At 48.5% G+C, this 23,201-nt stretch carries 19 protein-coding genes; 15 read left to right on the top strand and 4 right to left on the bottom strand.

What is annotated here, in order from left to right; translation table 11 throughout:
* The first annotated feature begins 43 nt into the window (after positions 1-43).
* The 7 genes from UNDYM_RS13045 (at position 44) to UNDYM_RS13015 (ending at position 10,799) form a co-directional block, all read left to right on the top strand.
* Positions 44-2,401: a GH92 family glycosyl hydrolase gene (locus UNDYM_RS13045; RefSeq protein ID WP_162041424.1), complete on the top strand. Its 2,358-nt coding sequence runs from the start codon at positions 44-46 to the stop codon at positions 2,399-2,401.
* Positions 2,402-2,463: 62 nt separating this feature from the next.
* Positions 2,464-4,791 (top strand): GH92 family glycosyl hydrolase, encoded by a 2,328-nt coding sequence (locus tag UNDYM_RS13040; RefSeq protein ID WP_174244939.1) that lies wholly within the window; start codon positions 2,464-2,466, stop codon positions 4,789-4,791.
* A gap of 8 nt (positions 4,792-4,799) precedes the next feature.
* Positions 4,800-6,209 (top strand): MFS transporter, encoded by a 1,410-nt coding sequence (locus UNDYM_RS13035; protein WP_197741895.1) that lies wholly within the window; start codon positions 4,800-4,802, stop codon positions 6,207-6,209.
* 45 nt (positions 6,210-6,254) lie between these two features.
* A complete protein-coding gene (locus UNDYM_RS13030) occupies positions 6,255-7,487 on the top strand; it encodes an AGE family epimerase/isomerase (RefSeq protein WP_162041421.1) in 1,233 nt (410 codons plus the stop codon).
* Positions 7,480-8,397 (top strand): carbohydrate kinase, encoded by a 918-nt coding sequence (locus UNDYM_RS13025; RefSeq protein ID WP_162041420.1) that lies wholly within the window; start codon positions 7,480-7,482, stop codon positions 8,395-8,397. Before UNDYM_RS13030 ends, UNDYM_RS13025 begins: the two co-directional genes overlap by 8 nt.
* A 93-nt stretch (positions 8,398-8,490) precedes the next feature.
* Complete coding sequence (locus UNDYM_RS13020) at positions 8,491-9,774, top strand: glycoside hydrolase family 47 protein (RefSeq protein WP_197741894.1); 1,284 nt, start codon at positions 8,491-8,493, stop codon at positions 9,772-9,774.
* 542 nt (positions 9,775-10,316) lie between these two features.
* A complete protein-coding gene (locus tag UNDYM_RS13015) occupies positions 10,317-10,799 on the top strand; it encodes a Fur family transcriptional regulator (RefSeq protein ID WP_162041418.1) in 483 nt (160 codons plus the stop codon).
* Positions 10,800-10,827: 28 nt separating this feature from the next.
* Here the strand turns inward: UNDYM_RS13015 and UNDYM_RS13010 are convergent, their stop codons facing one another.
* Entirely contained in the window at positions 10,828-11,418 is a 591-nt protein-coding gene (locus UNDYM_RS13010) for a DUF2726 domain-containing protein (RefSeq protein WP_162041417.1), read from the bottom strand.
* Positions 11,419-11,457: 39 nt separating this feature from the next.
* Positions 11,458-12,438, bottom strand: coding sequence for a site-specific integrase (locus tag UNDYM_RS13005; protein ID WP_162041416.1), 981 nt, complete (start codon positions 12,436-12,438; stop codon positions 11,458-11,460).
* A gap of 207 nt (positions 12,439-12,645) precedes the next feature.
* Here UNDYM_RS13005 and UNDYM_RS13000 point away from each other — a divergent pair, with 207 nt between their 5' ends.
* Positions 12,646-13,692, top strand: coding sequence for a DNA-binding protein (locus tag UNDYM_RS13000; RefSeq protein WP_162041415.1), 1,047 nt, complete (start codon positions 12,646-12,648; stop codon positions 13,690-13,692).
* A 162-nt stretch (positions 13,693-13,854) separates the two neighbouring features.
* Here the strand turns inward: UNDYM_RS13000 and UNDYM_RS12995 are convergent, their stop codons facing one another.
* Positions 13,855-16,827 carry a Tn3 family transposase gene (locus UNDYM_RS12995; protein ID WP_162041414.1) on the bottom strand — a complete coding sequence of 991 codons (2,973 nt, stop codon included), beginning with the start codon at positions 16,825-16,827 and terminating at the stop codon, positions 13,855-13,857.
* 407 nt (positions 16,828-17,234) lie between these two features.
* Complete coding sequence (locus UNDYM_RS12990; RefSeq protein ID WP_162041413.1) at positions 17,235-17,405, bottom strand: hypothetical protein; 171 nt, start codon at positions 17,403-17,405, stop codon at positions 17,235-17,237.
* A gap of 358 nt (positions 17,406-17,763) precedes the next feature.
* On the opposite strand from UNDYM_RS12990, the gene UNDYM_RS12985 reads away from it, so the two are divergent.
* The 7 genes from UNDYM_RS12985 (at position 17,764) to UNDYM_RS12955 (ending at position 23,192) form a co-directional block, all read left to right on the top strand.
* The gene (locus UNDYM_RS12985) at positions 17,764-18,132 is read left to right on the top strand and encodes a hypothetical protein (RefSeq protein WP_162041412.1); all 369 of its coding nucleotides are present in this window, start codon (positions 17,764-17,766) and stop codon (positions 18,130-18,132) included.
* An 11-nt stretch (positions 18,133-18,143) separates the two neighbouring features.
* Positions 18,144-19,577 carry a TolC family protein gene (locus UNDYM_RS12980; protein ID WP_162041411.1) on the top strand — a complete coding sequence of 478 codons (1,434 nt, stop codon included), beginning with the start codon at positions 18,144-18,146 and terminating at the stop codon, positions 19,575-19,577.
* A gap of 33 nt (positions 19,578-19,610) precedes the next feature.
* Positions 19,611-21,023 (top strand): multicopper oxidase family protein, encoded by a 1,413-nt coding sequence (locus UNDYM_RS12975; protein WP_162041410.1) that lies wholly within the window; start codon positions 19,611-19,613, stop codon positions 21,021-21,023.
* Between the two features lie 25 nt (positions 21,024-21,048).
* Positions 21,049-21,570, top strand: a complete 522-nt coding sequence (locus UNDYM_RS12970) for a plastocyanin/azurin family copper-binding protein (RefSeq protein WP_162041409.1) — start codon at positions 21,049-21,051, stop codon at positions 21,568-21,570.
* A gap of 65 nt (positions 21,571-21,635) precedes the next feature.
* A complete protein-coding gene (locus UNDYM_RS12965; RefSeq protein WP_162041408.1) occupies positions 21,636-21,977 on the top strand; it encodes a copper-binding protein in 342 nt (113 codons plus the stop codon).
* Positions 21,978-22,060: 83 nt separating this feature from the next.
* Positions 22,061-22,489, top strand: coding sequence for a nuclear transport factor 2 family protein (locus UNDYM_RS12960; protein ID WP_162041407.1), 429 nt, complete (start codon positions 22,061-22,063; stop codon positions 22,487-22,489).
* 253 nt (positions 22,490-22,742) lie between these two features.
* Positions 22,743-23,192, top strand: a complete 450-nt coding sequence (locus tag UNDYM_RS12955) for a hypothetical protein (RefSeq protein ID WP_162041406.1) — start codon at positions 22,743-22,745, stop codon at positions 23,190-23,192.
* Positions 23,193-23,201: the final 9 nt, after the last annotated feature.

Raw genomic sequence — 23,201 nt, 5'->3', positions numbered from 1 at the left:
CATCGAACTAAGTCACCAACGCCATATAATTTTTGGAAAAATCATGCGTCGTTCTACCATTTTATTTGCTTCGATTACGTTACTTTGTGTGCCACCACTTTATGCAAAGGCAGGTACTGATCTTGCAGCAGAGGTCAATCCCTTGATAGGGACGACAAATCTGGGCAATACTTTTCCAGGGGCAGTCATGCCTTTTGGCATGTTCAGCTTTAGTCCTGAGACCAGCAAAGGTGAAAAAAACAAGGCAGCAGCTCCGGGGGGCTATTTATACGAAGCCAGGAAAATACGTGGCTTCAGTCTGACGCATTTATCAGGTACAGGTTGTCGTGGTGCCAGTGGTGACATACCGTTCATGCCAGTCACAACAGAGCTCAGCACTTCACCGTCGCTGGACAGCAAGGACGAGCATTACGCCAGCCGCTATTCCCATTTAAATGAAACCGTGCAACCTGGTTACTACAAAGTGCGCATGGAAAATGGCGTGCAAACTGAATTAAGTGCAAGCCTGCGTGCAGGTATTGCGCGCTTTGTCTATCCTTCACAGGGTAAGGCAGCGATTTTGATACGCAATTCTGATTCGCAGTTAGGCAGTTTTGCGGCTAATTTGAAAATTGATACTGCGACGAATACCGTCAGCGGTTCGGTTAGCAGCGGCAATTTTTGCGGATATCTGCACCCTGTGACACGCAGGCCTTATTACACAATTCATTTCGTCGCCCGCTTTAACCAAAAAATTGCGGCAACCGCAACCTGGCAAAACGAGAAAATCATTCCCAATGGTATAGCAGCAGAAGGTGCGACAGAGCTGGATGATAAAGGCTTCCCGCAACTCAACAAAGGCTCAGGTGCCTGGATAGATTTTGGTCATGCCAGAAATGTTGAAGCACGGATTGGCATTTCTTATGTCAGCGTAGCAAATGCCACAGAAAATCTGAATGCAGAAATATCTTCAGAAAAATCTCTGGAGACGGTCGTAAAAGAAAGTCGCCAGGCCTGGAATCAGCAACTGTCCAAAATTGATGTGACAGGTGGCGACAAAGACCAGCGCACGATTTTCTATACTGCCTTATATCACTCCTTGCTGCATCCTAATCTTTTTAGTGACGTCAATGGTGAGTATGCAGGTTTTGATCAAAAGACACACAAGGTAAAGGCTACCCAATTGGCGCAATATGCCAATTTTTCAGGCTGGGATATCTACCGCTCACAAGTGCAATTGATCGCCCTGATCGAACCAAAAATCGCCAGTGACATAGCACAGTCTTTATTGAACCAGGCCCAGCAGAACAATGGCGTGTGGGACCGCTGGACGCATAACAATGGTGCCACTGGCGTTATGAATGGTGATCCTGCTACTGCGTCGGTTGCCAGCATGTACGCATTTGGCGCGCGTGATTTTGATGTGGCTACAGCTTTTACCTCACTCACTCAGGCGGCGCGTACCCCGACCAAGCTGGATTTGTCCAGAGATGGCTGTCCTGTCATGTGTGTAGGGCAACGACCGGGATTGGATCAATGGATAAAGTATGGCTATATGCCACAATCAGCGCCAGGCTGGGGCATGGTATCTGATGCACTGGAATATGCAAGTGCCGACTTTGCGCTGGCCTCATTCGCTGGAAAATTGGGCGATCAGGCTGCTAAGAAAGAATTCCTGGCCCGTGCGCAAAACTGGAAAAATCACTTCAATCCTGCCACTGGTTATCTGCAGGAACGCAAACAGGATGGCCAGTTCGTCGCCGCGTTTGACCCGGCCTCAGACGAGGGCATGGTAGAGGGCAGTGGTGCGCAGTATCTTTGGATGGTGCCATTCAATGCTGATGGCTTGATCAGGACCTTGGGCGGCGTTGAAAAATCCACGCAGCGGCTGGATAAATTTTTCAAGAGTGATTTTGGCGCATGGACACTGACTGTCTCTGGCGCACATCATTCGGAAATGGATAATGAACCCTCGATTGGCGCAGCCTGGCTATATTCTTATGCCGCGCAACCCTGGAAAACCCAGGAAGTGGTACGCGAAGTGTTAGGGCAGCTTTGGCACAATCGCCCTGACGGCATACCTGGCAACGATGACCTGGGTCAGATGTCTGCATGGTATGTATGGGCAGCGATGGGCTTGTATCCACAATACCCAGGCCGGGCAGAATTACTGATTGCCAGCCCGACTTTCAAGAAAATCGTGGTTCAACGAAAACAAGGACCATTGACCATCAATACAGATCAGACTGGCACGCAATTTAAATACGTGCAAAGCCTGACCTTGAACGGCAAATCATTGACGAAATCCTGGCTCGATGAAACTGCCTTGGACGGTAAGCTGAACCTGGATTTTAAACTTGGCAGGGAAGCCAATAAAAAATGGGCGATAAAGCCAGGTGAATTACCACCTTCATTTGAATAAATTTAATTCAGGCAGTTGTTGTATTCGTCGCTTTAAAAGAATCCACTGAAAAGGTACATATGATGTTTCGTATTTGCGGGTTAATTTTCCTGGGCGCAGTCATCGCCAGCAGTGTTGATGCCGCGCCAGCCAGTAGTTCACGTCCGGTTGATGCCGTCAATGTATTCATAGGCACCGGCGGTGATGGTCATACATTTCCCGGGGCGACACGTCCTTTTGGCATGGTGCAATTAAGTCCCGATACGCAGGTAAGACATTTCCGCCAGAGTTATCCCTGGGCGGCTGGCTACCGTTATGAAGATGATTCCATACTTGGCTTCTCGCATACACATTTTTCCGGTACCGGCCATTCTGATCTGGGTGACGTATTGTTGATGCCCTATAGCGGCGACACCAAACTCGAGCCAGGCTATCCAGAACGTCCTTTCAGCGGTTATCGTTCGCGTTTCAGTCACAAAGAAGAGCGCGCTGAGCCTGGCTATTATGCAGTCAAGTTGCTGGATCATGAGATTGATGTCGAATTGACGGCGAGTGACAGGGTAGGCATGCACCGCTATCGTTTTGCCAAAGGTGAGGCGGCCAAGTTGATCGTCGATTTGCGTAGCAGTATTTACGATTACAAAACAAAAAACCTGTGGTCCAGCATGCGCGTACGCAAGGACGGTATTATCACCGGCATGCGTGAAACCCGAGGCTGGGCACCGGGCCGGCAGGTTTATTTTGCCATGCAATTTTCACGGCCATTATTGACGCGTGAAATCCATAACCGTGAAGATGCAGTTGAATACCGTGGCTTTGCCGGGCCGGGCAGTGGCCCTCAGGATAAAGCCAAAGTCGAAGGCAAGGCGCTGGTTGCCGCGCTGGATTTTGGTGTTCCCGACGACCAGACTCTGATGGTCAAAGTGGCCATTTCGGCTGTCAGTGAAGATGGCGCCATTGCAAATCTGGCTGAAATCCAGGATTGGGACTTTACAGCGCAGCGCGCCAAATCGAAGCAGGCCTGGGACGATGCCCTGTCAGCAGTCAGCATAGAGGCTAAGCCAGAGATGCGCACCAAGGCTTACACCGCCTTGTACCACAGCATGATGGGTCCCAGCCTGTTTATGGATGTGGATGGCCGTTACCGTGGGCCGGATAATCTGGTGCATCAGGCTGAAGGCTTCCGTTTTCATTCCACCTTTTCTTTATGGGACACTTACCGTGCTCTCCATCCCTTGCTAACTTTGATACAGCCAGCACAGCGCAATGCTGATTTTGTGCGGTCGCTGCTGGCATCCCAGCAATATAGTCCTGAGGGCATACTGCCGGTATGGCAATTTCATGGTCTCGAAACCTGGTGCATGATAGGTTATCACGCAGTGCCAGTAATAGCTGATGCCTACATGAAGGGCATTCCCGGCTTTGATGCAGATAGCGCATTGAATGCAATGATGGCCAGCGCTGAATATGGACCCTACGGCGGCTTGAAACATTATATGAAACTGGGTTATGTTCCAACCGATCTGGAACCGGAAGCCGCCTCCAAAACCGTGGAATATGCTTTTGATGACTGGACAATTGCGCGTATGGCCGAGAAGATGGGCAAGACTGATATCGCGAAAAAATATTATGCCCGCGCCCAGAATTTCCGTAATGTGTTTGATACCAAAACCGGTTTCATCCGTGCACGTAAATCGAATGGTGAGTTCCGCGTCCCTTTTGACCCGACCGTATCTAATTTTGGCAGTGATTATACCGAAGGCAGTGCATGGCAATATTCATGGTATATGCCGCATGATAATGCCGGCCTGATCAGCATGCTGGGAGGTGATGCTGCTGCCATCTCGAAAATCGATCAGGTATTCGATGCAAAAGTGGATCACAAAGTCTATGCGCACATGGAAGATATTTCTGGTCTGATAGGGCATTACGCACATGGTAATGAGCCTTCGCATCATGTCGCTTATTTATATAATTACTTCGGCGCACCATGGAAAACCCAGCAACGCTTGCAGCAAATCATGCAAAGCCAGTATCAGGCCAAACCTGATGGATTGTCTGGCAATGATGATCTTGGTCAGATGTCTGCCTGGTTTGTTTTCACGAGTCTTGGTTTTTACCCGGTTGCTCCCGGTAGTAATGAATACATACTTGGTCGCCCGTTTTTGGATAAAACGACCTTGCATTTACCGAATGGCAAACAGTTCACCATACGCGCCCAGAATCTGAGTGATGCTCACCCCTATGTGGCAAGCGTTAGTTTGAATGGGAAAGTGCTGGATCAAAACTATCTGCGTCATGAACAAATCATGGCTGGTGGCGAGCTGGTGTTTGTCATGCAGGCTGAGCCAAACAAGAAGTGGGGCAATCTCAAGGATGCCCGACCCTATACACAAACACCATATCAATGAGGCCGATGATGAAAAAATCAGCACGCACGTATTGGGGACAATTCATACCACTGGTGACGGTATTCTTCTTCTGGGGCTTTGTTGCAGCCAGCAATGATATTTTAATCCCTGTGTTCAAGGCAGCGTTCCATCTGTCGCAAACACAAAGCCAGTTTGTATCGCTTGCTTTTTATGTTGCCTACACGGTTGGCTCCTTGCTGTACCTGCTGGTTTCTGCCGTACTTAAACAGGATCTGATACAGAAGATAGGTTACAAAAATGGATTGGCGCTAGGGCTTTGCATATCTGCGTTGGGTACTTTGTTATTTTATCCGGCAGCTAATTCAAGCTCGTTTACATTGATGTTGTCGGGCTTGTTTATCGTGGGTCTGGGTTTTTCATTACAGCAAACGGCGGCTAATCCACTGGCGATTGCCTTGGGTTCGCGCGAAACCGGCTCACAACGACTGACCCTTGCTGGTGGGATTAATAATTTTGGTACCACCATAGGCCCGTTGATAGTGAGCTTTGCCATATTTGGCACACCATCGTCAAACAATACGGTCGCCAGTATAGAAAGCGTCAAAATACCTTACCTGGTTTTGGGGCTGGTATTTTTCCTGGTTGCTGTTTTCCTCAAATTTTCATCTCTGCCTGACCGCCCGGCACTGGAAGAAGACGCGCAAGACAGCCGTACACATGGCCCTAGCTCTGCATTACAGTTCCCACAATTGGTCTTGGGCATGCTTGCGATTTTTGTCTATGTGGGTGTCGAGGTATCCACTGCCAGTAATTTACCTGCCTATATGGAATTGACTCAGGGCTATCTGACCAAGGATATCGCACCATTCATTTCGCTGTATTGGGGTAGTTTGATGATAGGCCGCTGGACGGGCGCGGTCGAGGCTTTTCAATTGAGTGACGGTGCAGCAAAGCTGGCGAAATTTCTTGCGCCGTATCTGGCCTTCAGCGTGTTTCTTGCTGTGAACGCGATAGCGCAACATGAGTTAAGCCGTTTTTATGTATATGGTGCTGTTGTCCTGGTGTTGATTTTTGCTGACCTTGCCAGCAAGGGAAATCCCGCAAACATGTTGGGCATTTTTTCTGTATTGGGTATTTCTGCCTTGATACTCGGTATGTGCACCAGCGGCATGGTAAGCATTTATGCATTCACCAGCATAGGTTTGTTTTGCAGCACTTTGTGGCCGTGCATTTTCTCTTTGGCTATCAGCGGTCTCGGCAAACATACGGGGCAGGGTAGCAATTTCCTGATCATGATGATCATGGGCGGCGGTGTTGTGAGCTGGCTGCAAGGCTTTGTTGCCGACAAGGTCGGTATACAAATGAGCTACATCGTCGGCGTAGGCTGTTTTTCTTATCTGGCTTTTTATTCCTGGAAGGTAAAAACCATTTTGGCCAGACAGGGAATAGATTTATAAAGAAAAGCAACTACCGCGCATTAATTACCCCAGCAACTCCAGATCATGACAATGACTTTTCCAGATTTTCGTGCTGCCAGTACTCTGACTGAGCACATAGCACACACCATGCGTTTTTATCATCCACGCTGTATTGATATCAGCGGTGGCTTCTATCATTATTTTAAAGATGACGGTCAGGTTTATGATGCAAGGTCGCGTCATTTGGTCAGCAGTACGCGTTTCATCTTTGATTACGCAATGGCCTACCGACAGTTTTCTGATCCACGTTATTTGCACATGGTGCAACACGGCGTCACATTCTTGCGCGAAGTACACCGTGACGCCGTCAATGGCGGCTATGCCTGGCAACTGAGCTGGGACAATGGCAAGAAACATGTCATTGACGATAATAATCATTGCTATGGCCTGGCCTTTGTTTTGTTCGCCTATTCCCACGCAGTAATGGCAGGGATGGAAGAGGCACATGCTTATATCGATGAAACCGTGGCTCTCATGGAAGAAAAGTTCTGGCTACCAGAATTTGAACTCTATGCAGACCAGGCCAGTGCCGACTGGACGCACCTCGACACTTATCGCGGTCAGAATGCCAATATGCATAGCTGTGAAGCGATGCTGGCAGCCTATCAGGCGACTGGTGAAGTCAAGCATCTGCACCGTGCGGAAATGATAGCCAAATCCATTACCCAGCGACAAGCCTCACAAGCCGGCGGCATGATATGGGAACATTACGATAATACCTGGCAGATAGACTGGAAATACAATCTTGAGGACAAGGCAAATCTATTCCGTCCCTGGGGATTCCAACCAGGGCATTTCACTGAATGGTCTAAACTTCTGGTACTGCTGGATGCAGAGGCTGCAAATTTGCAAGGCGATTCGACATGGATTTTACCAACAGCCGAGCGTCTGTTTGACATAGCGCTGGATCTCGCCTGGGATCAAGAGCATGGTGGCATTTGTTATGGCTTTGCCCCAGATCACAGTATTTGCGATGGCGATAAATACTTTTGGGTGCAGGCTGAGTCAATCGCTGCTGCAGCTTGTCTGGCACAACGCACAGGTAAGCAAAAATACTGGGACTGGTACGACAAAATCTGGCAATACAGCTGGACGCATTTTGTTGACCACCAGTACGGTGCCTGGTACCGCATCCTGGATAACAGTAACCATAAAATCAGCGATGAAAAAAGCCCAGCCGGAAAGACTGATTACCATACTATGGGCGCATGTTATGAAGTGTTGAATGTATTAAAACTGGGCAAACATCATGACTGACTTCCCTCAATTTGTCTGTGCTGGTGAAGCCTTGACCGACATGCTGCGCACTGACTCAGATGACTGGAAAAGCCTGGTCGGCGGCTCCACCTGGAATGTCGCCCGTAATCTGGCAAAACTAGGCTTGCGCACAGGTTTTGCCGGGGCTATCAGTGAAGATGTATTTGGCGATGCATTGTATGCAGCCAATGAGCAGGCTGGCCTGGACATGCGTCTGCTACAACGCTTTAAAAGATCACCCTTGCTCGCGATTGTCGCTGAGACTGCGCCGCCAAAGTACTTCTTCATTGGTGAAGACAGTGCGGATCTGTATTTTTCACCTGCGGCTCTACCAGATGGATGGAACCGCGATTTGCAATGGATACATTTTGGTGGCATTAGCCTGGCGCGCGAGCCGCTGGCAACAACATTGATTTCCTTGGCAAGGCAATGCAAAAAGGATGGGGTAAAGATCAGTTATGACCCCAATTTCCGTAATCTTATGGACGACAGATATGATGCTACTTTGCGCACAATGACGCAATTGGCTGACGTAATAAAAATATCTTACGATGATTTACGTGGGCTTTTTCGCCAGGAAAACGCCGACTTGGCCTTAACACAATTACGTGAATTCAATCCCGAAGCGGTTTATCTGTATACCTGCGGTGCAGCAGGCGCCTCTTTGCACCTGGGCGATCAGACCTGGCAAGCATTGCCACCCCAGATCAATGTCATCGACACGATAGGCGCTGGCGACGCCAGTATCGCGGGCTTGCTTTATAGCTTGCACAAGACACCAGAAAAAACCTGGCAAGAACACCTGGATTTCTCTGTCGCCAGTGGTGCAGCAGCATGTTTGGCGGCTGGTGCGCAAGCGCCTGAACTTGCGCAAGTGTCAGCCCTGTACGAACAAATCAAGAAAAATTAACCCGGAGAATTTTCTATGTTGAAGACCTTACGCATCAGTTGTGCCTTACTTTTTTTTTTGCTTGGCAGTACCTTAGCCCATGCAGAAAACAGCATGACTGAAGCGCAATCGCAGCTCATGGCCAACAAGGTAAAGCGCGAAACCCAACATGCCTGGCAAGCATATAAGCAATTTGCCTGGGGTCATGACGCAGTAAAACCATTGAGCCGCACGCCACATGACTGGTATGGTACTTCGCTGTTAATGACACCGGTGGATGCCTTGGATACTTTCCTGATCATGGGCTTGAAAAAAGAAGCAAAAGAAGCGCAAGACCTGATCGTCTCCAAGCTCAATTTTGACCAGGATATCTATGTTCAGAATTTTGAAATCACGATTCGCCTGCTGGGTGGCCTGCTATCCGCTTACCAAATAACAAAAGACCAGCGTCTGCTGAATCTCGCTGAAGATCTGGGGCAGCGATTATTACCGGTATTTGAAACACCGACCGGCTTGCCCTATACCCATGTGAATCTCAAGACCGGACAAGTGCGTGGCAATGTCAGCAACCCCGCAGAGACAGGTACGCTGCTACTGGAGTTTGGCATGCTGAGCAAACTTAGCAACAAGCCTATCTATTTCCAAAAAGCGAAGAAGGCATTGGTGGCAACCTATGAGCGCCGCTCATCCATCGGCCTGGTTGGAGCGCGCATCAATGTAGAAACAGGGGAGTGGGCCGACCAGAACTCTCACATCGGCGGTGGTATCGACTCTTACTACGAGTACATCTACAAATGCTGGCGCTTGTTTGGCGATGCTGATTGCAAGGCCATGTGGGATACCAGTATCGACAGCGTTAACCGTTATCTCGGAGATGAGGTCGATAGTGGATACTGGTATGGGCGTGCAAACATGCAAAGTGGGGCACGCACTGCAAGCCGTTATGGCGCACTTGATGCGTTCATGCCCGCGTTGCTGGTGTTGAGTGGCGATGTAGATCGTGCCAAGCGATTACAGGATTCTGGTTTGAAGATGTGGCGAATACATGGCATTGAGCCAGAGTCGCTCGACTATAAGACCATGACGGTCACTTCTGCCAGTTATCATTTGCGGCCAGAAATTATTGAGTCAGCTTATTACCTGTACCGCACTACTGGTGACGCAAAATACCGCCTCATGGGTAAGGAGTTTTTTGAAGACTTCGTGAAATATTGCCGCAGTGAGGCTGGTTATGCTGCCTTGAAAGATGTGCGTAGCAAAGAAAAGGACGATTCCATGGAAAGCTTCTTGTTTGCCGAAACCTTCAAATATTATTACCTTTTGTTTGCGCCAAAATCTGCCCTGGATTTCGATAAAGTTACTTTTAATACTGAGGCGCACCCGTTGCAGATCAAGTAAATTTTTCTGTGAATTTAAATTTGTAAAAATATAAAACTCTTCATGACTGCATTCTTGGCCTCGTCCTCACTAAGTTTTGACGTCACATTAATTTTATACTTTTCAATTAATCGTCAGCATAAGGTTTATTAGGACTTACGCAAAACCGCCCCAAGCTTGCAGCCTACCGTACTGCCCAATTCGTGATACCTGCGCAGGCGGGTATCCATGTCTGATCGGCCCCACCGGTCTACGGTTGATCAACGATGGATTCCCGCTAAAAGCATGCGGGAATGACGGTTTGGGGTTCGCTGTATTTATTGTGCTCATTGTGATCTATGCATGGCCGAAGCAAAAATCGTCGAGGCCAATTTTGCGTAAGTCCTATTTATATCCAGGACCATAGCGTGGAACGTAAAAACCCGCATTAGAGTATAAAAATATAAACATACCTCTTGTAAATATTAATGAGAATCATTATTATTTGTTTGTTGCATTTGCATATGCCATTCTGGTAGCGCATAGCCAATTGCATTCCCTACAGGCATGTTTGAATGGTAAAAATGGAAAAGAAAATTAGACTCAACTCGATGAATTCGGGAGAAATACCGGGTCTGGCCGAACAGTTGCAGCGCGCAGGATTACGCCCGACTGTTGGCCGCGTAGGAATGCTGGTGGCAATTATACAAATTGGTGAAGGCTACCATTATCCAGAAGATATTTTGAGGGAACTGTTAAGGCAGGGCAGGCTAGGTAGCATCACAACGATTTATCGAGTTCTTGCCGATTTGACGTCGATCAATTTTTTGCAGCGCTCTTTTGATGTAGAAGGTAAGGCCAAATACCGATTAGCTCATGCAAGCATAGCTGCCGAAGAAATATGCCTGGTCTGTGAACAATCAGGGCGCAGTATCACTGTCCATGAAAGTGAACTCCGGGGGAAATTAGATCAGTTGGCGCGTCAGCATGGCATGGAAACATCATCATCACCTTTATTGATACGAGTCAATGCAACGACAAAACTGGAAAGTGCCGGGCATAAGTAGCGGCAATCCAGAATGACACCTACATTTGCTATGTCTGTTCTGCCAGAGATGCCGGCAACATGGGGCTAGTAAATTTCAAGGCTTCAGGCGTAATATCCTGCCTCAATTTCTGCAGATCTGGAATAGTCCTGTATCTGAAAACAGGGTAGCCAGCGGCTATCAAAAAAGATTCTCGTATTGCATCTTCCTTTCCCCGTCCATTGTGACTGGAGTCATCATATTCGACGATGGCAATTGCGCCAAATGCCCTGGTGCAGATGACGAAATCTCCATATTTTCTGCAGTATCTATTCCTGACTGCCTGATCATTCGTTTCAAGCAAAGCACTGATCGATACCTGCGCCAACACCACATAGTCAGGGAAGGCCTTTACCAGTTGACCATACATAGGCTGCTCTCGCATGGAGAGCACCGGCCTTTTTCGTGTTGATATCCCAACAGCGCGCAATGACGCAAAAACTTCTGCAGTTCTGTACTTGTCTGGATATTTTCTTTGTTTAAGTATTTGCCAGTAAGTAACGGCCATCGCCACAAATAGCAGCCCGATGATCAAGATCATTACTGCGTTGAAAAGTGACAAGGGTAGTGCTTCCAGGATTTGTTTGCTGGCGCCTGACATATACAAATTAAATATTTAGCAATATTTAATTACAAACAATTAACTTGCCGTAATGCGTGATTTTGGGCTTGATGCGTTGCCTTGTAGTGACAAGCTTGATTCGATTCTATGTTGCGAGAATGGATCAACTGCATCTACATAGCGCATCGCGCTTTGTACGCTTTTCCAGCCCACGTACTCCATCAGCGTTTTTAAATCCCAGCCGCTGCTGCTCGCCCAATTCGCAAATCCACGCCTGAGCGAGTGTGCCGAGTAATCATCTGCGTTAATTACACCTGCATCGTTGAAGATGCTGCGCAGCAGGGGGATCAGGCTATCCATATGCAAGCCTTCATCTCCAATATGTCCCCAGCGATTGATAGACCTGAATACTGGCCCTGATGTGAGCCCCGCTAATTCTTTCCAGGCCGTATAAGCGGCAACAGGGCAAAGCTGCTTTAGCGCAGGTGCTTTAAAAGTGCTCCCCTTATTTTGGCGATCACTTTTTGTATGCGGCAAGAACAAGCTCATGCCTTGGCCAGGAACGATTTCTATGTATTCAATCTGCAGTCGCGTCAGTTCATCGCCACGAAACCCTCTCCAAAACCCAAGCAGCAATAAAGCACGGTTTCTGGTGTGCCTTAATTCTGCAGCGCGGTCGCCAGATGCGTTTGCAGCGGCGATTGAATTCTCCAGCCAACGATCAACCAGGGCAAGCTGCTCAAGCTGGAACGGCTTAGCTTGTTTTTCCTGGGCAGGATGCTCTCGTTGTATTCCGCGAAGTATTTTTTTTATCAGCGGTGCTTTGGTTGGATCAGCAAAGCCCTGGTCTATGTGCCACTGCGCTAATGCAGCAAGCCGCTGACACAATGTATTCATCGCCAGTGATTCTGCATGATCAACCAGGTATTGAGCGATATTTTCGCCTGTCGCGGGTAAAAAGCCACCCCATTCGATTTCGTAATGCCTGACCGCTGCCTGATAAGCGGCGCGGGTATTGTCACGCGTGCCGGCGTGCAAATAGTGATCGATTTTGCTCATAAGCCTGCCGATGCTGTTTTCGCCATAGTCCGTCCAAATTGGATGTCCAGTGGTTGTGGGGGTAATTTTAAATGATTTTCAGCCTAGCACAGGATAATATTAATTTATCCAGTGTTAATTAAGTGGATTTTATCTATAAGTTAAAGTAATATTTTAGTATGTAATTACATGGTACGTAATACATTATGATATTTCATGGGAGAAGTCATGGCGAGAACCGGGTTATACAAGTCAGAAGTAGAAAAAGCGCGCAACACCTTGATAGCGCAGGGTCGCCATCCGTCAGTCGATGCGGTAAGAATTGTCCTTGGCAACACCGGCTCAAAGACGACAATTCACAAATACCTCAAAGAGCTGGAAGAGGAGGGCGGCGGCAATTCACGCAGCAAAGCGCCCGTTAGTGAAGCCCTGCAAAACCTGGTGGCACAGTTGGCCACTCAACTGGAAGCTGAAGCAGATAATCGCATTGCTGAAATGGCAGCTCAATGCAATGAAAGGGACCGTCTTCATGCAGTAGAAATTGCCGAGCTCAAAGCCAGCAATGCGCAGACAAAAGAAAAACTCGACCTGACAATTGCCGCCATCAAGCAAGAAATAGCATCGCACGAGCAAACCAGGGAAGCCCTGCAAACCGAGTCCATGGCCCACCACACTCTGGCCCAGCAAGTCATTGATCTGCGGGAGCGTCTGGCAGAAAATGAGATTCACCGGCAATCACTGGAAGAAAAACACCAGCACGCCCGCGATGCGCTTGAACACTATCGTGCATCCGTGAAAGAGCAACGTGATCAGGATATCCGACGCCATGAGCAACAAGTGCAGCAACTGCAGGCAGAGCAACGTCAGTTGCAGCAAAGCCTGATCAATAAACAAAATGAAATAACGCGACTCAACCAGGATGGTGCCCGCTGGGTGGCAGAAATAGCGCAAGCACAAAAAACCATCTATGAAGAGCAAACCAATTTCCGCAAACTCAATAGCCAGGTAGAAGCATTACGCGTAATCGAACAACGCGCCAGATTGCTGGAGCCACAACTGAATGAGAAGGACGTTTTAATCGAAGAATTAAAAACCCGCCTGACAGATTTTTCTTCCAGAGATAGCGAGCATCAGCAGCACCTGCGCCAGATAGAATTGGACTTGAATGCTGCGAAAGCCAAGATTGAGGCACAGGAGATGATGATGGTGGAATTAAAAAACTTGCTCCGTGAAAGGATGAAGCCAGAAGATGAAGAGCCTCATGCGGGCAAGTAAAGCAGTGCAGCCTGAGAGCCTTGTCTATGCAAGGAAATTTTCTAGCCTGACTGAGAGCAGGGTGGTAGTTATCAAAGCAGGTACCGGGAGGTTCGGCAGTCTCTCATTGAGGGGCGGCCGGGATTACGGTTTTTTTCGCCAAAGCACACGTAAGTTGATGATTTATATGGTGAAATCGATCTTATAGTTTATCGGCTCTACTTCCCGGTCGAGATCCAGTGGATATTCTCCAAAACGGTTGATATGCTCACGCCTGTATGGCGCTGTACCCCTAAGAATTTCCTCAGTGAGCACATAGCCTTTTATCTGAAGGTTTTTTAGAATGCGTGACATTCCGTGGACGTTATGCAAGATGACCATGTTGGCCACGAGCTGGTTGTACTTCACGACCTTACGCTGCTCATGTTTAATATTTTCCGCAATGATTCCATCTCCACCAAAGAATAGCCATTTCACAAAGTCGTTAAATTCCTCGCTCTTGTTAGTTGCGGCATGGATTGTTTTCCTGAGTTCAGCATCGTTGATGTACTTCAACAGGAACTGGGTACGAACTACCCTTCCCAACTCTCTAAATGCATAGTAGAGCCTATTCTTACGGCTAGCGGTACCCAGGCGGCGCAGAATTGTCGATGGAGCAATTTTTCCTGTTTTGATGGAGATAACGACTCGCAACATATCTTTCAAATGCCTGGCAATCAGATCCCAATCAATCGATCCCCTAAACAGACTGTCAATGTGCTCGTAGTGATCACCCTTATCAGCCCGATAGAACGTCAAGTCTTTGATATTGCGGATACGCGGCATCAGGTTAATACCAAGCAAATGCGCTAACCCAAAAACGGGTGTACTTTGCGCCTGCGTATCTCCATGCAGAGTGTCTGGTTGTATATCGGATTGGTTTTTAAGTAGACCGTCTAGAATATAGACTGCTTCGTATACACCGCATGGAATGAAATGGCTAAACAACGCGATGTATGTGTCGGACACATGGTAGTAGCCAATACCTCCGTACCCACCATAGCGGATGTGGTATTCCGACAGCAGATTCTGCTCGTACATATTCCACTTGGTGCCATCAGCAGATGCGCTTTTCCCAGTGCCCCAATATCTTGGTAAAGCAAAACGGTTGTAGGCGTTGATGACCTTGGTGATCGCTTTATCCAGGCGTTGTTCGGTGACATGCTTCAGATTCAACCAAGCGACCTGCTTCCGGCTTAGTCCTTTGACTGATCTTGCAGTTTGCGTCGGTCCCAGATTGCAGCCGTAACAGAATAAGGTCGTAATAAATCGTTTACGGGGGTCATCAACCTTCGATTCGAATCCAGAAAGTGGGCCGAACAAGCGATGCAAGTCCAGCCATTTCTCTGTTTCGGTTAATACATCCAAAATGCTGGCGTCGCTCATTTGCGTCCGGATGGCCTCGTCCACAATTGCCAGTTCAGCTGGTGGCTTTTGTCTCTCACCACGGCGTATGACTAACCCTGTCTCATCAATATCAACATGCCCATTCTCAGGAAAACGTTCATCGACTTGTTTTGTCAGTGCCTGCATCTGCGTTCGCAATTGCGCTACAAATTCCTGGGGTTCTACCGGAAGGCCCACCATTTCGCTATAGGCGTGTACTTCTCGCTCATATTCCTCCCAGGAAACTAGGTGATTGCGGTAATCATCGTAGTCACCACTATGCTCGACAAACAAATCACCTGACTTCAATTCATCCATGACCGCAGAAAATACCGCCAGTTCGAAGTATTTCCGGTGGTAATGGGTAGGTGGTGCACTGAGCCTCTTACCGAACACCAGAGTACGCCACTTCTCTGGCATCCAGTCCAATGCCAGCATATCGATCTGACTCTCAGCGATAGACAGATGCTCCTTATGGCTGGACCGGTATTTTTGTGTCAGTGCAATCATTGCCAGCAAGCTCTCGTCTTGTGAGCTTGAACGTAGCGTCAACGCTTCCAGGCATTTGAACAACAGGCTTCGTTTTCCGGTGTAGATTGTGAGCATGAATGGGAAATAAATATTTCCCGCATATGCCATATGCTCATCACATTCTCTTATCCAGCTTGCCAGATCTCCATCAAGCGAACTCTCGACGCGTGACACACGCTGTTCGCTTGGCCCGTCTTCACTAAAAACGGTTAACACTTCTCGAAATTGACCAATCAGACGCTCAACCTGGTCGGCATGCTGGAGGTGATATTGGCGTAGCCGCTCTTCTGCCACATTATGCAAGTTTCGAATGGTCTTGATAAAAATTTCAGCGACATCGTCCATTGCATTTTGTAGCTGAGTCTGGATTAAGAGCACTGCCAAGGTGTAGCGCTTCAGGGGTTTTAATGCGCGCATTTCTGCCATATCAAGTGCACGCGCCTCAAGAACAAGTTGCTCGCGTTTGGTCGCAGCGATATGCCCAGTGTCTGGCAGATCGCTCGCCAATTTGGCCATGCCATCAATATGCTGCAAGAAATCTGTAACTTCCCTGACATTGGGTTGTTTAGGCTCCCGTTTCAGACTGTCCCAGGCACTTCTGCCAGCAACCGATTTCAGCAAGCCATCAATTCTTGTCGTAATTGATTCGGACAATGTGCCTGCGACGGTTTTGTAAATGCGGTCGTTGATTGTTACCCTGGCATTCCGTGCCAGTCGAAACAAATAAGTAAATCCGGGCAATTCAAAGCGGCGCTGTATCAGTTCTTCAATGAGGACATTGATAATATCAGGTAGCTCCTGTTTGGTCTGTGCAGCCTGGAGAGCTTGTTCTGCCAGCCACTTTTCTGTGGTATCTGTCATTTCCTGAATGCCAACAAAGTCCCGCAAAATTGCCTGTTGGCGGTGCTTGGTACCAGATTTGTCATACTTGGACAAAGCGACTTTGGATGGCTTTCGTACTTGTGCCCGGCTGCAGATGTGCTCAATGATCACCGCGGGGACACTGCTTAACGCCACAAAATAACCTAACCTCTGCAGGAGTTTCAATTGCAGCAAAAGCAGAGTTTGTTGAGAAATTTGGCGGTATCTGGCTGCAACAAATTTGAGTTCGGCGGGTGTTGGTGTGTAAATGGCGATAAGCTCTTGTTCTGTAAACTCAAGCTTCAGTCGGGGATAGGCGGTTTCGTGAACACTGCTCATCTGTTTAACTGGCCAAATGCCTTATGTATATTTCATCAAAGCAAAACATAGCTTCTCAACAATTGTTTTGTCAAGAAGGATATTTTTAAGGGCCGACTACTAAGACTTTGCCCGCAGGACATACACTTTCACATGGTCTAGGTATAGGCAGAACCCAATCCTTCGATTCGGAAATGGTCAAGTGCTAAATGTGAGTAAATTTTAGATGCAAATTAGCCTACAAATTGGGCAAATTTTGGTGTAAGTCTGTACCTGACTAAAAAAGCATAAGGCAAGCATGAGTCCCAGCCAGCCTGGTAAGTAGGCGATTCAAACCTATGTATGTGCGCCCCATTTTGATGGGAGTAGCATCCAGAAAAATTTGCGCTATAATCCAACACATGAAAAAGCTGTTCCGACTCTTTCTGCTATGCATCATATTCGTCGCGATACCCTTCCAGGGCTTCGCTGCTGCGGCTATGGTGGACTGCAACACGGAACATCACCATGCATTCCCAGGTGAGTCGCATGATCATGACGATGCGCAAGCCGGACAACACGATCATCAGCACAGTGATGCTGATAAAGTCTCTGACCATGCAGTAGCTAAAGTGTCTCCCACCGCCAAGTCTATGAAAGACAAGTGTAGCGCTTGCGCTTCATGCTGTGTCGGTGCGGCTCTGGTCACCGTTTCTACTGTCCCCCCGTTTCCGCTCCTTCATCAGAAAAAATCAGTCTGGTTTTTTCTTCTCCTTTCGGCCATATCAGTGATGGCCTCGAACGACCTCCCCGCGCTTAATTTTCACCTGCAACGCCAATAGCTATTTGAAGCTATAGAGGCGCTGATTCGTCTGTTTCAATCAGCTTAGCCATGCGTTGATATCCGCCATTGCGTTGCCGCGTCTGTATTTGCACGGTTCGTCTTGGACACATTATCTATTACTCACTGAGGATTTCATGAATCCATCTATTTTTCCGTCAGGGCTACGGTTGGTACTGGCTATGCTCGCCTTGCTTACCATGGGTCAGAACGTCCTTGCCCAGGAAGCAAGCCGCAGCCAACGACCAAATCCCGCAGACGCCCAGGCCATCGTGCCACCGGTGGTCTACCTGTCCACTTTACAAAACTATCGTCCCTTTACAGATCAGGAAGTTGGCTCCTGGAAGGAGTTGAATGACACAACGGCGCGTATAGGCGGATGGCGAGTTTATGCCAAACAGGCCAGAGAGCCAGACACCACCGACACGAAGCCTGCCGCGAAAGAAAAGGAAACTCCCGCAACGGACAAGGCCAAGTCGATGGATCACAGCAGTCATACAAAATAAAGGAACCTACCATGCGAACAGCCTCAAATGGCAAGTTTTTCCACCTGTCAGGCAAACTCGCTGCGCTGATAAGCCTCCCATTGATATTGGGCGGTTGCGCCAGTTTTAGTGCCGATGGCGGATTTTCTACGGTAGAGCAAGTTGCCAAGGAGCGCCTTGGCAAGGAAGTTAGCTGGCAGCGCTCTGATAACGCAACTGATACCGCAGCAAAAAGGGTAAAAGAATTACTTGCGTCTCCCTTGACTGTCGACGATGCTGTGCAAATCGCCTTGCTCAATAATCGCGGGCTACAGGCTTCGTTCTATGAACTGGGCATTTCCGAGTCTGATTTTGTGCAGGCCGGCCGCCTACCCAATCCCGGTTTTTCATTCAGCCGTACACGGCAAAGTAGTGAAATTGAAATCGACCGCAGCTTGACTTTTAATATTGCCCACCTGTTGACCATGCCTTTAACCAGGCAGATGGAACAACGTCGCTTCGAGCAAACCAAGCGTGAAGTGACTATGCAAATGCTGACTTTGGCTGCGGAAACGCGCAAAGCCTACTACACGGCAGTGGCTGCAGACCAGACCATGCTGTACATGCAACAGGTCAAAAAAGCCGCTGACGCAGGCGCAGAGTTGGCAGGACGGCTTGCAAAGGCCGGTAATTACAACAAACTGCAACAGGCCCGCGAACAAGGTTTTTTTGCTGAAGCCGCCCTCAATCTGGCGCGTGCTGAGCAGGCGCAAACGCGTAGCAAAGAGAAATTGACGCGCCTGATGGGGTTATGGGGGGCTCAAACAGCCTTTACCTTGCCGCTTAGATTGCCCGACCTACCTAAAAAGCCAGATGACATACCGAATGTCGAGCAACTAGCGATGACACAACGCCTGGATGTTCAGGCGGCTCGTCTGAGTACAGAGCAACTGGCTAAAAATCTGGGACTAAGTAAGGCTACCCGTTTCATCAATGTGCTGGAAGTGGGTGCCATCCGTAATACGTTCAATGATCAACCAATACAGAAAGGTTACTCGGTGACACTGGAGTTGCCATTGTTTGACTGGAGCGATGCCAAAATCGCGAAAGCGGAAGCACTATATATGCAGGCAGTCAATCGCACGGCAGAAATTGCCATCAATGCGCGCTCTGAAGTCAGGGAAGCCTATCTGGGCTATCGCTCAAGCTATGACGTCGCCATGCATTATCAAAACGAAATCGTGCCTTTGAAGAAGCGCGTGTCTGAAGAAAACCAATTGCGCTACAACGGCATGCTGATCGGCGTGTTTGATCTGCTGGCCGATGCACGCTCCCAAATCGCCGGTGTCAACAGCGCGATTGAGGCCAGCCGTGATTTCTGGATTGCGCAGGCCGATCTGGAAATGAGTTTATTGGGCCGTCCCAGCATGAGCTCAGCACCGATGAGCGGTATAGGGGGCAGCGATGCACCGGCTGCTGGACATTGATGACATCGCGCATTGCACAATAGAGGAAATAAAATGAGTTCAAGAAGAAATTTTTTAAGCGGCCTCGGCGCTATTACTGCTGCAGCTTCCGCTGCGTCAGTCAGCAAAGTCGCCATGGCAGCATTGCCAGAACCAGTCACCCAGACCTCGCCGGATACCATGGCACCGCTAGTGCCAAATACAGGACGCCCCTATAACCCTGTGGTGACCCTCAATGGCTGGACCTTGCCATGGAGGATGAATAATGGTGTCAAGGAATTTCATCTGGTGGCGGAGCCTGTAGTGCGTGAAATGGCACCAGGCATGAAAGCACACTTGTGGGGCTATAACGGCCAGTCACCTGGCCCCACCATTGAAGTGGTCGAAGGTGACCGCGTGCGAATATTTGTCACTAACAAGCTGCCAGAACATACCAGCATGCACTGGCATGGGCAACGCCTGCCGAACGGCATGGATGGTGTTTCAGGCCTAACCCAAAAGTCGATACAGCCTGGTAAGACATTCATGTATGAGTTTGTCGCACGCAGGCCTGGCACCTTCATGTATCACCCGCATGCAGATGAAATGACACAAATGGCGATGGGTATGATGGGGTTTTGGGTAACGCATCCCAAAGCTAAACATCCGCAGATTGCTGAAGTGGATCGCGATTTCGTATTTTTACTCAATGCCTACGATATTGATCCTGGTGCTTTTACCCCCAAGACTTCAACCATGCTGGACTTCAATCTATGGAGCTGGAATAGCCGCGTCTTCCCTGGGATTGACCCGTTTGTCGTCCGCAAGAACGACAAGGTTCGTATCCGTATCGGTAACCTGACGATGACAAATCATCCTATTCACATTCATGGTCATGAGTTCCAGGTCACAGGCACGGATGGCGGCCCGGTTCCGCATTCTGCGCGCTGGCCAGAAGTTACGACAGATATTGCGGTAGGCCAAATGCGCCAGATCGAATTTTTGGCAGATGAAGAAGGTGACTGGGCCTTCCATTGCCACAAGTCGCACCACACCATGAACGCGATGGGTCACGACACGCCTAACCTGATTGGCGTTGATCACACCGGCGTTGCTAAGAAAATCACCAGCCTCATCCCTGAATACATGGCCATGGGTGAACGTGGCATGGCTGATATGGGAGAGATGGAAATGCCGCTTCCGGACAATACCTTGCCAATGATGACGGGTGAAGGCCCATTTGGCGGTGTCGAGATGGGCGGCATGTTCAGTGTCCTCAAAGTCAGGAAAGACCAGAAGCGAGGCGACTACAAGGATCACGGATGGTACAAGCACCCGCCAGGAACAGTTGCACAGGAATGGACCAGCAACATCGCGGAACCTGCACGGGCAACGACTGTAGGCGGTAAATCCATGCCTTTGAAACAAAGAAATCAGCAACAAGTAGAAATACAAGTCCGCAAACCTGTCGGCAAGATGGAACATTAATTTTTAACACTGAAAGGATCACCCCATGAAAACTCGCCTTACTACCATCGCAGTCACGTTGGCTCTCGCATTCGCCGCTCAGGCCAGTTTCGCCCATGATGACCACGCACAAGGTCATGACAACGAAGCCATCGGCAAACCAGGCACCGCCACCGCAACTACCCGTACCGTCAATGTCAATATGACTGACAACATGCGATTTACACCGTCCAACATCGTCGCCAAGCAAGGTGAAACCATTCGTTTCGTGATTAAAAATTCTGGTGGCATTAAACATGAATTCGTCTTGGGTACGGAAAAGGAGCTCAAAGAACACTACGAAGTCATGAAGAAAAATCCGGAAATGGAACACAGTGATCCGAACATGATCACCTTGGCTGGTGGGCAAGCTGGTGAAGTTGTCTGGCAGTTCACCAAGGCGGGCAAGATTGATTTTGCCTGCCTCCAACCAGGTCATTATGACGCCGGTATGAAGGGCAAAGTTACCGTTGCAAGAGGCAAAGCTGTTGCTAAAGCTGATATTGATGCTCACGAACACAAGCATTAACCGTAAATACCGGGCGATCAACTGACTGCCCGGCAAATTGATTATTCAAAAAAATAGGAAACATCATGTCCATCATTAAATTTCTGGCGCTGAGCATTTTCACTGCTGCCGCATTCCATACAGCTATTGCTGCCGATCACTCAATGTCTGCAACAGCTTCCGCTTCCGCAAATAGCACCAATAGTGACATGACCGATGGGGAAGTCAAAAAAATCGATAAAAGTGCTAACAAGATCACGTTGAAACACGGCGATATCAAGAACCTGGATATGCCCGGTATGACAATGGTATTTCGCCTCAAAGATCCCGCAGTGCTGGATACTTTTAAAGTGGGCGACAAGGTGAAGTTCAAGGCTGAAAAGGCTGACGGTGCCATTTTTGCGACCGAGATTCAAGTTGCCAAGTAATCGCTATTGTGGGAGCGCTGGCTAGCACTCTTTTGTTGCTGGCCAGTCCTATTCATCATATTTAAATACTGGAGATAACGACCATGCGAAAAATAGCTGCCATTGCATTGCTCAGTACGGCGACCATCATCAGTTTTGCCAACGAACCTAAAGAAGCACTTGCAGACTTCCACACCGCACTTGTAGCTGGTGACAAGGCAAAGGCAAGCGAAGTGCTGGCAGCTGATGTCACTATTTATGAATCCGGCTATGTCGAACGTTCCCGGGCTGAATATGCTGAGCATCACATGCCAGGTGATATGACTTTTGCTAAAGCATCAAAACGGTCTGTGTTGCAACAAAGCCAGCGCATTGAAGGCAATTTGGCCGTGATTTGGGAAGAGACAGAAACCAAGACAAAGATCGGTGGCAAAGATGTCGTCATTCTGGGGACAGAAACCGCGCTGCAACAAAAAACCGGCGACAAATGGAAGATCGTCCACGTGCACTGGTCTTCAAGAAAGCCCAAATAAGTGTCCGATGTTTCATTTCATGTGAAAAATGTAGTATTTGTTGTCTTTCAAGCGATCTTTTCCATAGTACGAAGACGGGTACTTGATGCAGATCAAACAGATTGTAATACGCATGAATGATGATTGACTCCGTACCCGGGTACAGCGCCTATAGTGAATTCAGGCAAACACATTTTCAGAAACAATTCTATTCATATTTGCTACTTTCAAGGTGTAGATTTTTTTCAAACGATCGTATACAAAGGAGTTAACGATGATATCGCTTCGTCCAGTCTTAAGTATTGCAAGCTTGCTGATGGTTGCTTCAAGCATATGGGCCGCTGAACCTGTAGACCATACAAAGCATCACCCGGCTTCTGCCAGCGCCTCTGCCAAAGTCGATGCAGCCACTGAAAGCGCAAACAAGGTATCCATGCAAAAAATAGATGACCAGATCAAGTCGATGCATGACATGCATGAAAATATGATGAATGCAAAGAGTCCAGAGGAACGCAGTGCCTTGATGGCGGATCACATGAAAGCGATGCAGGCTGGCATGGCGATGATGGGCAAGATGGCCGACGATAAAAAAGCCCAAGCAAAGGGAGGCATGCAAAAAGACATGTCCATGCACAAAATGATGGAAAAACGCATGGAAATGATGGAAGGCATGATGCAAATGATGATGGATAGAATGCCTGCGTCGACAGCCATTACCAAATAAGAGGATGCG

The sequence above is a fragment of the Undibacterium sp. YM2 genome (assembly GCF_009937975.1).
Lineage (GTDB): Bacteria > Pseudomonadota > Gammaproteobacteria > Burkholderiales > Burkholderiaceae_D > Undibacterium.
The sequence above is the reverse complement of the archived record's forward strand: the minus strand, read 5'-3'. Positions and strand labels throughout refer to the sequence as shown.

Excerpts from the sequence above, each read along its gene's own strand:
- UNDYM_RS13045 (WP_162041424.1), top strand. The coding sequence starts at position 44 with ATGCGTCGTTCTACCATTTTATTTGCTTCGATTACGTTACTTTGTGTG.
- UNDYM_RS13040 (WP_174244939.1), top strand. The coding sequence starts at position 2,464 with ATGTTTCGTATTTGCGGGTTAATTTTCCTGGGCGCAGTCATCGCCAGC.
- UNDYM_RS13035 (WP_197741895.1), top strand. The coding sequence starts at position 4,800 with ATGAAAAAATCAGCACGCACGTATTGGGGACAATTCATACCACTGGTG.
- UNDYM_RS13030 (WP_162041421.1), top strand. The coding sequence starts at position 6,255 with ATGACAATGACTTTTCCAGATTTTCGTGCTGCCAGTACTCTGACTGAG.
- UNDYM_RS13025 (WP_162041420.1), top strand. The coding sequence starts at position 7,480 with ATGACTGACTTCCCTCAATTTGTCTGTGCTGGTGAAGCCTTGACCGAC.
- UNDYM_RS13020 (WP_197741894.1), top strand. The coding sequence starts at position 8,491 with ATGACTGAAGCGCAATCGCAGCTCATGGCCAACAAGGTAAAGCGCGAA.
- UNDYM_RS13015 (WP_162041418.1), top strand. The coding sequence starts at position 10,317 with ATGGAAAAGAAAATTAGACTCAACTCGATGAATTCGGGAGAAATACCG.
- UNDYM_RS13010 (WP_162041417.1), bottom strand. The coding sequence starts at position 11,418 with ATGTCAGGCGCCAGCAAACAAATCCTGGAAGCACTACCCTTGTCACTT.
- UNDYM_RS13005 (WP_162041416.1), bottom strand. The coding sequence starts at position 12,438 with ATGAGCAAAATCGATCACTATTTGCACGCCGGCACGCGTGACAATACC.
- UNDYM_RS13000 (WP_162041415.1), top strand. The coding sequence starts at position 12,646 with ATGGCGAGAACCGGGTTATACAAGTCAGAAGTAGAAAAAGCGCGCAAC.
- UNDYM_RS12995 (WP_162041414.1), bottom strand. The coding sequence starts at position 16,827 with ATGAGCAGTGTTCACGAAACCGCCTATCCCCGACTGAAGCTTGAGTTT.
- UNDYM_RS12990 (WP_162041413.1), bottom strand. The coding sequence starts at position 17,405 with ATGGTCAGAGACTTTATCAGCATCACTGTGCTGATGATCGTGTTGTCC.
- UNDYM_RS12985 (WP_162041412.1), top strand. The coding sequence starts at position 17,764 with ATGAATCCATCTATTTTTCCGTCAGGGCTACGGTTGGTACTGGCTATG.
- UNDYM_RS12980 (WP_162041411.1), top strand. The coding sequence starts at position 18,144 with ATGCGAACAGCCTCAAATGGCAAGTTTTTCCACCTGTCAGGCAAACTC.
- UNDYM_RS12975 (WP_162041410.1), top strand. The coding sequence starts at position 19,611 with ATGAGTTCAAGAAGAAATTTTTTAAGCGGCCTCGGCGCTATTACTGCT.
- UNDYM_RS12970 (WP_162041409.1), top strand. The coding sequence starts at position 21,049 with ATGAAAACTCGCCTTACTACCATCGCAGTCACGTTGGCTCTCGCATTC.
- UNDYM_RS12965 (WP_162041408.1), top strand. The coding sequence starts at position 21,636 with ATGTCCATCATTAAATTTCTGGCGCTGAGCATTTTCACTGCTGCCGCA.
- UNDYM_RS12960 (WP_162041407.1), top strand. The coding sequence starts at position 22,061 with ATGCGAAAAATAGCTGCCATTGCATTGCTCAGTACGGCGACCATCATC.
- UNDYM_RS12955 (WP_162041406.1), top strand. The coding sequence starts at position 22,743 with ATGATATCGCTTCGTCCAGTCTTAAGTATTGCAAGCTTGCTGATGGTT.